Here is a 12,332-nt window from a genome sequence, read left to right as displayed (position 1 = left end):
CTTATCGGTAGTTAACCCTTCCTCCTACACTCTCCACAATCATGTCCGAGCGTTGCACTTATTATCTGAATTCGCGGTTAGCAGCCGCAGGATTTAATCCCGGCACGATGATGGATATCCGCGTCATGCCTCATTGTCTGGTGATTATCACCCGACAACCGGAACAGGATGAGCCGGAATGCATTCAGTCACTGCGCAAACTTTCACCCCGTAAACAACAGCAGGTGGCTGACATTATCGCGATGGTTACCGGCAAGCCGCTGCCGAAAAAGCCCGAACGTTAATCTCGCGTTACCGCGCAACCAAAGGATTGATTGCCATGACCAATACATCATCACAACCCGTTTATCCCGCGTCACACGATGCCGTGTTTAAGCAGTTTCTGTCCGATCCGGCAACAGCACGTGATTTCATTGAGTTACATCTTCCTGCTGAACTGCTGACGGTCTGTGACCTGGCCACTCTGGAATTGAAATCCGGCAGTTTTATTGAAGATGATTTACGCCCTTACTACAGCGATATCCTCTGGTCAGTGAAAACCCGTCGCGGTGACGGGTATATCCACGTGCTGATTGAACACCAGAGTACGCCGGATAAACATATGGCATTCCGCTTACTACGCTACGCGATTGCCGCCATGCAAAATCACCTGAAAGCCGGCAATGACGCGTTACCGCTGGTGATCCCGGTACTTTTTTATCAGGGTGCCCGCACACCTTACCCGTTTTCCATGGACTGGCGGGATCTGGTCAGTGAACCCGAACTGGCGCGCAGGCTGTATGGCGGTAACTTTCCGCTGGTCGATATTACGGTGATACCCGACACCGAGATCACTCAGCACCGCCATATGGCCGCACTCACCCTGATTCAAAAGCATATCCGCCAGCGCAACCTGATGACGATGCTGGATAAGATAACAGCAGTGCTCCTGACGAAATTTGTCACCAGACAGCAATTGATAACACTGGTAAACTATATTTTACAGGCAGGTCGCGCACCGGATGCCAGCATGCTGATGGGTGAACTGGTACAACGAATGCCGCAACATGGAGAGGAAATCATGGGCACCATTGCTAAACAGCTCAAAAAAATAGGCCGTGATGAAGGTTTTAAGGAAGGAATACAGGAAGGCATGCAGGAAGGTATACAGGAAGGCCGTCTGAAAGAGGCGTTAAAAATCGCCCTGAACATGCTGCAATATGGTCTGGATACCACCACCGTGATGAAAATCACCGGCTTATCCGAAGAGCAGTTAAAACACATCAGTCACTAGCAGACCCTGCCAGAAAGGGAGCCATCACTCTGGCTCCCGCTCTGTTAGCCGTTATCCTTCAGCCGCTGACCGCTCGCGGCATCAAACAGATGCATTTTTTCTGCTTTAATCGTCAGTGCCAGCGCATCCCCGCTCTGTGCCGCGATGCGCCCGACATAGTGCACATTCAGCGACAGCCCCTGCCAGTCGAGATGCAGCAGGCTCGATTCCCCGGTCACTTCTGACAACACTAACGTTGCCGGTGGCAGTTCAGTAACCACATTATCCAGCACAAAATCATGCGGCCGGATGCCGACCATCACCGGTCGCTCGCCCTGTGCTGCTGCCGCATCATGCCATTGTGCTGCCAGCGCAAACCACAGTTCACCACAAGCCACACCCGGCTGACCATTACGCGCTTCCAGCCGCCCCGCCAGCAGGTTCATCGGCGGTGAGCCAATAAAACGCGCGACAAAGGTATTCACCGGACGATCGTAGATCTCCAGCGGCTTACCCTGCTGTTCGATCACCCCGTCGCGCATCACCACGATCTGATCCGCCAGCGTCATCGCTTCCACCTGATCGTGAGTGACATACACCATGGTGGTTTTAAAGCGCTGATGCAGGGATTTAATCTCGGCACGCAGTTCCATCCGCAGCTGCGCATCCAGATTCGACAGCGGTTCATCAAACAAGAACACCTGCGGATTGCGTACCATCGCCCGCCCCATCGCCACCCGCTGGCGCTGGCCGCCAGACAGTGCGCGCGGATAGCGATTCAGCAGCGTATCAATGCCCAGAATCGCCGCGATACGGGCGATCTTGCTTTGCTGCTCTTCCCGTTTGATGCGCCGCGCCTGCATATGGAAGGCCAGGTTTTCCGCCACGGTTAAATGCGGATAGAGGGCATAACTCTGAAACACCATAGCGATATCGCGATCCGCCGGATCAAGATCGTTGATGGCCTTATCATTCAGCAGGATCGTGCCAGCCGAGAGCGCTTCCAGCCCCGCCATCAGGCGCAATAACGTTGACTTACCGCAGCCAGACGGCCCCACCAGTACGGTGAAACTGCCATCAGGGATGGTCAGATCTAACGGATGCAGCACATTCTGTTTGCCATAGCGTTTGGCGACATTAATCAGTTCTACGCTGGCCATGGCTCAGCACTCCTTTATCCGTTGTTGCAGCGTCCGCCAGTTGGGATACTGGCGCGGTGAACTGCTGATGGCATATGCCGCGACTTCAACACCCCAGCGCAGCGCGGTTTGCGCGGTTTCACCACCCAGCAGCGCGCTGAGGAATCCGGCGTTAAAGCTGTCACCGGCACCAATGGTGTCGATCACCGTCACTGCCCGCGCCGCCGCCTGTAAATGACCATCGGGTTGCCACAGCTTCGCGCCCGCACTGCCGCATTTCACCACACAGGCCCCTTTGCCGCTGAGCCGGGTCGCCAGAGATCTGGCGCATTCTTCCAGCGTCGCCAGACCAGCGAAACCCAGAGTTTCCACTTCATTCAGCAGCAGCCAGTCGCAATGTGCTAACCAGCCAGACAACTGCTGACGCAGTACATCACTCCAGTCCTGCGGCGGCCAGCCGGTATCCACCGCCACGCGAAAACCACGCTGCTGCAGGGTCGCCAGTAGCGCCGGATAAGCCTCTAACAACCGGGTGCAGAGAAAGGTGCCGCACAGCAGCACAATATCGCCAGGCTTTGCCTGCGGCGGCAGCTGCTGCAACACATCGTCGGCGCTCAGTCGCACGATATGTCCTTGATTGCTGATAAAAGAGCGCTCATCATCCGGATGCGTCACCGCCACCGTCAGCGAGGTTTCACAGGGGTAACGCGGCCAGTGCCCGGCACTGTTGGGGAAGTAGCCCGCCAGCCAGCTGGCGAAACCATCGCTGCCCTGATTCGCCACCGCACGGTGCGGCACCTGCATCGCGTCCAGCGCCAGTGCGCAGTTGCCCGCTGAACCGCCAGGACGCAGCTCGCTGTGCTCCAGCATCGCCTCCGTACCGGGCGCAGGCCAGTGGTGCAGCGTACTCATAATTAAATCGACATTGATGTTGCCCACCACGTACAGCGTGGCGTGAAGTGTTCTGTCCATGTTTAACCCTTACTCCCGCCGCTGGCCAGACCGCTAACCAGCGTTTTCTGCAGCCAGATGGCGATAAATAGTGGCGGCACCGACGCCAGAATGCCAACGGCGGCAACCAGCCCATCGTCCGTGGCGCGGCCCGCCGTGAAACCGGCGATAGTCACCGGCAAGGTTTGTGCCTGGATATTGCTGGTAAACAGCAGCGCATAAAAAAACTCATCCCACGCCAGCAGCCAGCCAAACAGCGCCGATGCGCCCAGCATCGGTTTTGCCAGCGGCAGCGTCACGCGCAGCAGCACCTGCCAGACACGTAAACCGTCCAGCCGCGCCGCCTGCTCAATATCGAGTGGCAGGGCATCAAACTGATTTTTCAGCATCCAGCAGAGGAACGGCAGGATCAGCGAGCAGTAGACCAGCACCAGCCCGAGATGGGTATTCAGCAGCCCCAGTTGCTGCAACACAAAATAGAGCGGCAGCACAAAGGCGACAGGGGGCACCATATAGATCGCCAGGCTGGCGAACAGCCAGCTGTCACGCCCGGGATAACGAGAGAAGCTGAACGCCGCCGGAATCGCCAGCAGCAGCGAGATCAGCGTTGCGCCGCAGGCCACCAGCACGCTGTTCCACAGCGCATGCAGAAACAGCGACCCCGGCTGATTCGCCTCCAGCGACACCAGCCGCGCATAACGGCTGAAATCCCACTGACGTGGCAGCCACTCCAGCGGCACGCGGGTTAAATCACTGGTGGAGCTGACGCTCATCAGAAACAGCCACAACATCGGCGCCAGAATACTGGCGGCGACCAGCAGCGCGGCGGCATAACGCAGCACAGTACGCAGTTTACGTTTCATGGCGGGTACTCCGGCGGCGCTGACGCAGCAGCATTATCAGATACAGGGTGATCAGCACCCCACACATCAGGGTCATCAGAATGGCGTAGGCCGCGCCGCTGCCAGCACGCAGATAGCTGAACGATTCCTGATAAACAAAGAAGCTGAGGGTTTTGGTGCTGTCGACCGGGCCGCCACGCGTCATCACGTAGATGATGTCGAAGATCTTAAAGGCATCAATGGTGCGCAGTACCAGCGCCACGCTGAGTGGCGCAACGATGGCCGGAAAGGTGATGGCACGAAAACGTCGCCACGCCGACGCGCCATCGAGCCGCGCGGCTTCAAACAGGTCATCGGGAATCGACTGCAAAGCCGCCAGCACCAGCAGCGTTACCAGCGGATAGTTTTTCCAGATATCTGCCAGCATCACCGCATTCAACGCCGCATCCGGCGATCCAAGCCAGCTGCGGTAGCCATCAATGATCCCCAGCTGAGTCAGCAGGGCGTTGATGCTGCCATAGTCAGGATTGAAATTAAGCCGCCACATCATCGCGTTAACGATGGTCGGCAGCGCCCATGGCAGGATCACCAGCACCCGCAGCACATTACGGCCATAGAAACGCTGATTGAGCAGCAGCGCCACCAGCACGCCGATGACGCCCTCAATCGCCACCGATACCACGGTGAAATAGAGCGTGCGGCCAATCGCAGCACGAAAATCAGCATCACTTAACGCATAGAGATAGTTCTCCAGCCCGATATACAGCGGTGATTCACCACTGCCAATCAGCGCCGCATCGGTAAAACTCAGCCAGATGGTGCGCAGCAGCGGCCAGGCCGTGAGCAGCAGCATCGCCACCAGCATGGGTGCTAACAGCACCCATGCCTGACGCTTCTCGCGTTGTGACAAACTCAGCATGCGGTTTCCTTAACGCAGACGTTCAGCCGTTTTGGTCGCCGCCTGCATGCCCGCTTCCGCCGTCTCCTGCCCCTGCAGAATCTGCTGCAGCTGCTGTTGCAGGCTGTTCGACAGGCGCGAGTAGTCCGCCGTTTCCGGGCGCGACAGCATCACATTGAGTGATTTTTTTGCCGCCGCGATCAGCGCTTCCTGCCCTTTCTGCACCGCCGGATCGTCATACGAGCTTTTCCAGATCGGCAGGCTCAGGCGCGCATATTTATCCTGCACCGGCTGCGAGGTGATATAACTGATAAACTGCCATGCCTGGTCAGGATGCTGGCTGGCTTTGGCGATACCTAACCCCATCGATCCATTGACCGCCGAGGCTTTGCCTGGAGCATCACCCGGCGCGGGAACAATCCCCACCTCACCCGCCACTTTGCTCTGCTGCGGATCGTTGGCCATGTTGTACATATAGGTCCAGTTCAGAGCGAAAGCCGCATCGCCATTGGAGAAGGCTTTCCGCACATCCTCTTCCAAGTATTCACGTGAATTCGGGTTGGTGACGCCTTTGTCCAGCGATGTCTTCATATAGTTAATCGCCTGCATCGCACCGGGATTAGTGAAGTTCAGTTTGCCATTCTGGTAAAACGCGCCGCCAAACGCGGAGACCAGCGTGGTGTAATCACACACCAGCGCCTCTGCCTGCGACCAGCTCCACACCAGCGGGTATTTCACCACCCCTTTCTGTTTCAGCAGCTCCGACTGCTCCATCACCTGCTGCCAGGTCTGTGGTGGCGCGCTGATGCCCGCTTTCGCCAGCATCGCTTTGTTGTAGTAGAGATATTTGGTATCGAGGATCCACGGCATGCCAAGGGTTTTGCCCTTATACACCACGGTATTCATCGCCCCGGCGAAAATTTTGTCTTTATCTTCTGCGTTGATACGCGTGCTGACATCCTGCAGCAGATCGAATTTACTGAATTCCGCTGGCCAGATAGCGTCAAACAGCACCACATCATAGCCACTGCCACCCGCGCCGCGTGCGGCAACGATTTTATCGTGCAGCGCCTCGTAAGGAACGAACTCCAGATTGATGCTGATATCCGGGTGCAGTTTTTCAAAATCGCTGGCCATGGCACGGATATCATTCTCGCTGTAGGCCGCCTGGGTCATAAACAGCGCGCTAATCGTTGTATTAGCGGCAACCTGCGCCGATGCCGTTGCGGTGATAAACGCCAGCAGACAGGCAGCCCGACGTGGGGTAAATCGACTTTTCATTCTCACTCTCCGATAACGCTGTGACAGATGGCGATTTATTAAATCAATTTGATTGATTTAATGGAGGTCAAAACAAGGGCAAGAGCGAACCGCTTCGCAACCCATTGCGGAATGAAGCAAGCGGCGTGCCAGTTTATTTCATGCGCAATCCTGACATGACTTATCCACTGTGGCTGCTGACCGCGATTTGCACAATTAATCCGCACAGAATTGCGTGGCAGATCAATAATTCGTTTGCCCGACCGTAAGCGCGATCACATACTGAGCCCTGATCGGTGCTGGCTGATAACACTGCAGGGAAATTGTGAATGGGAACGTCGGGAACCAATCTGGAACATGCGCGCGCACATAACCGGCGCGTGATCATCGAGGCTATCAGGCTGCACGGCGAGCTGACACGCGCAGAGCTGGCGCGACTCACCGCCCTGACGCCGCAAACGGTGTCCAATATCGTCGCAGAACTGCAGCAGGCAGATATCCTCTCTTCGCACCTGCCACGTAAGCTGAGCGGGCGCGGGCAACCGGCGATCCCTGTCACGCTCAATCCGGCCAGCGCATACTCGATTGGTATTCATCTCGACCACCAGACACTGCTGCTGGTACTGGTCGATCTGACCGGTGAGATCCATTTTCGTCGCCTTGTGCTGGTGCAGAAGCCCCAGCCAGATGCAACCCTGACGCTGATTATTCAGCTGCTGGAAGAGATTAAACAGCAGCTGGCGGCCAACTGGCGCAAGGTGCTGGGCATTGGTGTGGTGATGCCTGGCCCGTTTGGTGTGGAGGGGATCTCCTCCCTCGGCCCGACCACTCTGCACGGCTGGGAAAACGTTGATGTGGTGGCGCATCTCGGTCAGGCAACGGGCCTGCCGGTCACACTGGAAAACGACGCCACGGTCGCGGCTATTGGCGAACGCTTTCACGGTGTCGCCCGCCAGCTCAATTCCTTTGTCTATCTCTATATCGGCACCGGGCTGGGCGCCGGGATTTTTACCGATGGTCATATCTATACCGGCCATGCACACAATGCCGGAGAAGTGGGTCATATTGTCATCGAACCCGACGGGCGCGAGTGTTACTGCGGTAATCACGGCTGCCTGGAGCGCTATGTTTCGCTGCAGGCGGCGTATGAATATTGCGGGCTCGATCCGATGACCGCCCTGCCCGACGATCTGCTGACGGTCGACAGAGAAGTCTTCGATCGCTGGATACTGAGCGTATTGCCGCCGCTGCGCCGGACGATCAATATGATCGAGTGTATTTTTGATGCCGAAGCCGTGATCATTGGCGGCATGATGCCGCAGCCCTTACTAAAGAAAATTGTCAGACGCCTGGCACCGCTGCACAAGTCGGTACGCAGCCGTTATCTCGATGATATGCGGGTGAAAATGGGGATGAGCGGCAGTGACACCGCGGCACTCGGCGCGGCGGCGTTGCCGATTTTTGATGAGTTTAATCCGCAATACCATGTCCTGCTGAAATAACCAGATGCATAAAAAAACCCTCTTCCCCAGCGAGAGAAGAGGGCAAACGATTACATCATCTAACGGAAATCGATTACATTGCTTTCGGAATACCGATTTCCTTACTTCAACAACAGACTTCATGCGGCACAGTAACCTCATTACAGCCGTTGCCGTCACCGCGTTCACAACAACAACACTTTTCCAACCCTGGATACTGCCTGTACCAGCACAGCAACATGCTCCCTGACAACATTCGATTTCCCCTGCAGGGGACAACGCGCATTTAACGAAATACGCTGATGGCCTCCACCAGGCGGTTAGCCTGATGCGTCATGCGATCAGAAGCTTCTGCCCCTTCCTGCACTCGTGCCGCATTCTGGTGAGTAATATGATCGAGATCTTCAACCGCCAGGCTGACCTCTGACAACGCGGTCGCCTGTTCCGCCGTGGCGGAGCTGATCAGCGCGATCAGTGACGTGACGTTCTGTACCTGGCTGACAATCTCCTGCATCGTTTTACCGGCACCATTCACATGCTCAGTACCGACTTTTACCCGCGAAGCACTGGTTTCCACCAGATGTTTAATTTCGCTGGCCGCGCTGGCACTACGTTGTGCGAGGCTGCGGACTTCTCCGGCCACCACCGCAAAGCCTTTGCCCTGTTCACCGGCGCGTGCGGCTTCCACCGCCGCATTCAGCGCCAGGATATTGGTCTGGAAGGCGATACTGTCGATCACGCTGGTAATATTGGCGATCTTCGCGGAACTGTCGGCTATTTCAGCCATCATCTTCACCATATCGTCCATGGCTTCACCGCCTTTCAGCGCCGCCTGGCTGGTGGCGATAGACAGCTTATTCACTTCCGCGGCGGTTTCCGTGTTGCTCTTCACTGTCGCGGTCATTTCATTCATGGTGGCTGCGGTTTGCTGCACATTCGCCGCGGCCTGTTCAGTCCGGCGGCTGAGATCGTTATTCCCCTGCGCGATGGCGTCGCTGGCACCCAGCACATTGATCGCCTGACCGCTGACATCATCCACCAGCCAGCGGAACATCAGCCCGAGCTGCCCAATGGCGCGCAGTGTCATACCCACTTCGTCCACCCGATCCATCTGCTCCACCTGATTACTGTTGCCGGTGGCGACACTCAGCGCCTGCTGACAGACACGTTCAATCGGGCGGGAAATCTGATGCTCCAGCCATGCGCCGGTCAGCAACAATAGCACCGCCATCAGCGCGGTAAAGGCCGCCACATGCCCTGCAGCCACCCCCAGCAGCCAGACGCCCAGCACCGTCAGTGGCAACAACGTCAGCAACGTGCTGCGGATACGCCAGCGCAGCGGCAATATTTTCAGCATTGAACGCCAGCGCAGTGCGCCAGTACGTACAATCAGCCCTTTATGGAAACGGCGGTTACTGGCACGGCCTTCACGAAAGTCACGATACAGCGTTTCAGCCTGCTGCACTTCCTCTGTCGAAGGCTGGGTACGCACCGACATATAACCACGCACACTGCCATTACGGACCACCGGAATCGCGTTCGCGCGCACCCAGTAGTGATCGCCATTCTGACGACGGTTTTTTACCAGCGCAGTCCAGGGCTCTCCCTGCTTCAGGGTTGACCACATATCGGCAAACGCTTCCGGCGGCATATCCGGATGGCGCACCATATTATGCGGCTGCCCGTTAATTTCGTCTGGCGTAAAGCCACTGACCTCAATAAACGAATCGTTTGCGTACGTGATATAGCTATTGAGGTCAGTGGTGGACATCAACGTTGCATTGTGGTCGAACACATACTGTTGTTGAGTGACAGGCTGGTTGTTACGCATGGTGTGGTCCTTGAATGCGGGCGCATGGTTACGGTGAAATGGTTCACCTTTGTTTATGGTTTCGGCGCTAATAAAAAGGAACTTTAGTATCACAGGGAAAATATTTCGTGATGACGTCAGCAATGTAAGCTGCGGGGAGAGAGAGATTTTTGTCACGGAAAATGATTGTTAGCGAACAAGCGGTCCTAATAAGCAGGGATTTAGAGTAATTCAGATGTATGTTATCCCGCACGGCACAAGGCCGTGCGGGAATTTGCCTTAATCAGAATTGCCAGCGTACTCCGGCATTATAACGCCAGCCTCTTGCGCCGCTGTCGCCGACTTCCCGGCGATAATCCGCTTCGGCATAAAACGCCAGATCGTTTTTCACATTCACCGTCGCGCCCGCACCCACTTCCCACATCTGACCAAAGCGACCACCTTCAAAGGTGTGGCTGCCCTCCCCCCCCCCCCGCCGGCGGCACTGACATTGGTCTTCGCATTGCTGCCCCAGCCGTGGTAGTAGTTGGTGCGCAGCCACGGGGTAAACAGATGCCCGCGGCCATCACTCCAGCTGCGGTCGACCCGCACGCCGACGCGACCAATGGTTTGTCCATAGCGGTCATACTGCACCCGGGCACCATCCTGATCGGTAAAGTCATCCATATTCAGGCGCATATACGTCAGTTGCGCCTGCGGCTCAAGGCGCACGTCGTTCTGCAGGATAAAGGGATAACCACTCTCCACCGAGGCGCTCCAGCCGCGCGCTTTAAGCTTGCCGACTGTCTTTTGATGACTCACATCGGTTTCACCACGATGCCAGTCGTAACTCAGTGCGCCATCCACATAAAAGCCGCTGTCACGCAGCCAGGTGCTGTACAGCGCAATACTGTCGCTGTTGAAGACGGTATTGCTGTAGCCATCGACCGCGTGCGGCGTCAGTTTGGTGCGACCCCGGGTGTAAGCCAGTCCGCCACGGAGACTGTCACTCGCGCCGTCCAGTTTCACCACATTACCGCCAAGTTGCAGCGCGTTGTAATCAATATCGAGGTTGTAGCTGAAGTTTTTAAAGCTGAGGTCACTTTTATGCTCCAGCGTGGAACCGACGTAGCGCACAAACATTTCACCCCCCACGCCATTGTCATATGCTTTCTGCTGGCGCAAATCGCCGAGGCGTTTATGCAGATCGTCAACAATCGCGGCAGTGTAGTAGGCCAGGCCGACAGGGGCGGTGATATAGGCCGGAACCTGCGGGATCACCGCTAAGCGCCCGCCAGTGCCGCCGGTGCTGCCATCTTCGTTGATATAGCTGTTCGCCAGCCGGTAGTCCCAGTACTGATTATCACTGCTGCCCGCCACGCGGCGCTGACTGGCATCACTGCTGCCGGGGGCAAAGCTGTAGAGGTCATAGCGCCACGGCCCGGCGGCGGCGTAGCCATTCAGCAGCGCGAAACTGTCGGCCGTGGCTGTTCCGGCAACCTGCGCCACGGAGATGCCTTCATTGCTGTCGGCGATGCCATTGTTGTTAGTGTCCGTCTGTGCGCCGGTACTGCCGCTGGCGGCGGTAATATCGAGGAAGGTGGTGCCGGTGGTATTGCCCAGCACCTGCAGATTATCGGTTGCCTGATTGCTGAGAGAGCCGCCTTCGTTTAAGCGCGTCATCAGCCGGGCAATACCGGCCACAGAATTAAGATCGCCGTTAATCACCAACGTATTGCCCGGTGAGCCGCTGCCATTAGTTAAATCCAGTGTGCCGCTGTTATTCACACTGCCGGTAATGGTCGGATGCACATCATTACCGGCATACAGGGTGGAGCGCCATCAATATTGACCTCACTCCCTGCCAGCTGCAGGTTATCGGTCAGTGTCCACTGGCTGTCGGCGAAATTAATCGTGTTCCAGCCCGCGCCCAGATTAACGCCCCGGGCAGGATCATCATCACTGAACGAGCCACCACGCCCGCTGATTTGGGTAAAGGTTAGCGTATTGTTTTCGTCGCCAGCCTCGCTGGTGATATGCCGTGTATTGCTGAGATCAACATGTTGCACAAAGGCCTGGTTGTTACCCGCGCCGAGGGTCAGGCTGCCGTTCAGGCTGCCGCCGGTCCAGCTGACCGTGTCATCACCGTCGCCAGTGCTGATATCACCGATCACGTCACCGCCCGTCAGTGCAACCACATCATTGCCGCTGCCCATGGCGATTGCGCTGTAGATCGCATCTGGTGCCGCAACTGTGCCCGAATTAGTCAACCGGACATTGGCGCTGTCCCCACGCAAGTCAACAACCGGGGATGACAGAATTTGCGAACGCAATTCTCCGCTGTTCTCCACACTGGTTGCCGTTGAGCTGATAAATGCCGCGCTGCCTGCCGTATTGTTAATATTCACCTTTGCTGCCGTTGCAACAGTTCCGGTGGTGTTGGCAACAATACCCACACCGTCTGTGCTGCTGACATTGATCAGATAACCACTTCCCAGCGAGAAATTCTGATCGGAAGTGGCGTCATTCCCCCCCAGATTGACATCAGTGAATTTAATCCCGGAGCCTGCACCACTGACGGTGATTGTGGCATCACCGTCATTCAGCGATGCCGCAGTGCGGATACCGGCACCGCTGCCTTCGTTAAGGAAGGTGCGATTTAATCGTCAATTATGAGAACATAACTCTTTCTTTGACATAGACTTTTCACGATGCCCGCT

The 12,332-nt window shown here is 56.5% G+C and carries 12 protein-coding genes; 3 read left to right on the top strand and 9 right to left on the bottom strand.

Features of this window, described 5'->3' with window-relative positions:
• Positions 1 to 110 precede the first annotated feature (110 nt).
• Complete coding sequence (locus tag ACSZO1_RS19600) at positions 111 to 284, top strand: hypothetical protein (RefSeq protein ID WP_437615635.1); 174 nt, start codon at positions 111 to 113, stop codon at positions 282 to 284.
• 35 nt (positions 285 to 319) lie between these two features.
• The gene (locus ACSZO1_RS19595; protein WP_437615633.1) at positions 320 to 1,273 is read left to right on the top strand and encodes an Rpn family recombination-promoting nuclease/putative transposase; all 954 of its coding nucleotides are present in this window, start codon (positions 320 to 322) and stop codon (positions 1,271 to 1,273) included.
• A 44-nt stretch (positions 1,274 to 1,317) separates the two neighbouring features.
• On the opposite strand, the gene ACSZO1_RS19590 is transcribed toward ACSZO1_RS19595, so the two are convergent.
• The 5 genes from ACSZO1_RS19590 to ACSZO1_RS19570 are packed head-to-tail and all read right to left on the bottom strand — an operon-like array spanning position 1,318 to position 6,363.
• Positions 1,318 to 2,412 (bottom strand): ABC transporter ATP-binding protein, encoded by a 1,095-nt coding sequence (locus ACSZO1_RS19590; protein WP_437615631.1) that lies wholly within the window; start codon positions 2,410 to 2,412, stop codon positions 1,318 to 1,320.
• A gap of 3 nt (positions 2,413 to 2,415) precedes the next feature.
• Positions 2,416 to 3,363 carry a carbohydrate kinase family protein gene (locus ACSZO1_RS19585; protein WP_437615629.1) on the bottom strand — a complete coding sequence of 316 codons (948 nt, stop codon included), beginning with the start codon at positions 3,361 to 3,363 and terminating at the stop codon, positions 2,416 to 2,418.
• A 2-nt stretch (positions 3,364 to 3,365) separates the two neighbouring features.
• Positions 3,366 to 4,205, bottom strand: coding sequence for a carbohydrate ABC transporter permease (locus tag ACSZO1_RS19580; RefSeq protein ID WP_437615627.1), 840 nt, complete (start codon positions 4,203 to 4,205; stop codon positions 3,366 to 3,368).
• A complete protein-coding gene (locus tag ACSZO1_RS19575) occupies positions 4,195 to 5,103 on the bottom strand; it encodes a carbohydrate ABC transporter permease (RefSeq protein ID WP_437615625.1) in 909 nt (302 codons plus the stop codon). Before ACSZO1_RS19575 ends, ACSZO1_RS19580 begins: the two co-directional genes overlap by 11 nt.
• Positions 5,104 to 5,112: 9 nt before the next feature.
• The gene (locus ACSZO1_RS19570; protein WP_437615623.1) at positions 5,113 to 6,363 is read right to left on the bottom strand and encodes an extracellular solute-binding protein; all 1,251 of its coding nucleotides are present in this window, start codon (positions 6,361 to 6,363) and stop codon (positions 5,113 to 5,115) included.
• Between the two features lie 308 nt (positions 6,364 to 6,671).
• On the opposite strand from ACSZO1_RS19570, the gene ACSZO1_RS19565 reads away from it, so the two are divergent.
• Positions 6,672 to 7,844: an ROK family transcriptional regulator gene (locus tag ACSZO1_RS19565; protein WP_437615621.1), complete on the top strand. Its 1,173-nt coding sequence runs from the start codon at positions 6,672 to 6,674 to the stop codon at positions 7,842 to 7,844.
• A 265-nt stretch (positions 7,845 to 8,109) separates the two neighbouring features.
• On the opposite strand, the gene ACSZO1_RS19560 is transcribed toward ACSZO1_RS19565, so the two are convergent.
• The 4 genes from ACSZO1_RS19560 to ACSZO1_RS19545 form a co-directional block, all read right to left on the bottom strand.
• Positions 8,110 to 9,654, bottom strand: a complete 1,545-nt coding sequence (locus tag ACSZO1_RS19560; RefSeq protein WP_437615619.1) for a methyl-accepting chemotaxis protein — start codon at positions 9,652 to 9,654, stop codon at positions 8,110 to 8,112.
• A gap of 262 nt (positions 9,655 to 9,916) precedes the next feature.
• Complete coding sequence (locus ACSZO1_RS19555; RefSeq protein ID WP_437615617.1) at positions 9,917 to 10,057, bottom strand: autotransporter outer membrane beta-barrel domain-containing protein; 141 nt, start codon at positions 10,055 to 10,057, stop codon at positions 9,917 to 9,919.
• Complete coding sequence (locus tag ACSZO1_RS19550; protein ID WP_437615615.1) at positions 10,027 to 11,424, bottom strand: autotransporter outer membrane beta-barrel domain-containing protein; 1,398 nt, start codon at positions 11,422 to 11,424, stop codon at positions 10,027 to 10,029. The genes ACSZO1_RS19555 and ACSZO1_RS19550 overlap by 31 nt, the downstream gene beginning before the upstream one ends.
• Positions 11,397 to 12,020: a hypothetical protein gene (locus ACSZO1_RS19545; protein ID WP_437615613.1), complete on the bottom strand. Its 624-nt coding sequence runs from the start codon at positions 12,018 to 12,020 to the stop codon at positions 11,397 to 11,399. Before ACSZO1_RS19545 ends, ACSZO1_RS19550 begins: the two co-directional genes overlap by 28 nt.
• Between the last annotated feature and the right edge of the window lie 312 nt (positions 12,021 to 12,332).

This window comes from Erwinia sp. V71 (assembly GCF_965644245.1).
In the GTDB taxonomy this organism is placed as follows: Bacteria; Pseudomonadota; Gammaproteobacteria; order Enterobacterales; family Enterobacteriaceae; genus Erwinia.
The sequence above is the reverse complement of the archived record's forward strand: the minus strand, read 5'-3'. Positions and strand labels throughout refer to the sequence as shown.

Coding starts and splice junctions, on each gene's coding strand:
- ACSZO1_RS19575 (WP_437615625.1), bottom strand. CDS start 5,103: ATGCTGAGTTTGTCACAACGCGAGAAGCGTCAGGCATGGGTGCTGTTA.
- ACSZO1_RS19565 (WP_437615621.1), top strand. CDS start 6,672: ATGGGAACGTCGGGAACCAATCTGGAACATGCGCGCGCACATAACCGG.
- ACSZO1_RS19595 (WP_437615633.1), top strand. CDS start 320: ATGACCAATACATCATCACAACCCGTTTATCCCGCGTCACACGATGCC.
- ACSZO1_RS19560 (WP_437615619.1), bottom strand. CDS start 9,654: ATGCGTAACAACCAGCCTGTCACTCAACAACAGTATGTGTTCGACCAC.
- ACSZO1_RS19590 (WP_437615631.1), bottom strand. CDS start 2,412: ATGGCCAGCGTAGAACTGATTAATGTCGCCAAACGCTATGGCAAACAG.
- ACSZO1_RS19600 (WP_437615635.1), top strand. CDS start 111: ATGGATATCCGCGTCATGCCTCATTGTCTGGTGATTATCACCCGACAA.
- ACSZO1_RS19570 (WP_437615623.1), bottom strand. CDS start 6,363: ATGAAAAGTCGATTTACCCCACGTCGGGCTGCCTGTCTGCTGGCGTTT.
- ACSZO1_RS19555 (WP_437615617.1), bottom strand. CDS start 10,057: ATGTGGGAAGTGGGTGCGGGCGCGACGGTGAATGTGAAAAACGATCTG.
- ACSZO1_RS19585 (WP_437615629.1), bottom strand. CDS start 3,363: ATGGACAGAACACTTCACGCCACGCTGTACGTGGTGGGCAACATCAAT.
- ACSZO1_RS19580 (WP_437615627.1), bottom strand. CDS start 4,205: ATGAAACGTAAACTGCGTACTGTGCTGCGTTATGCCGCCGCGCTGCTG.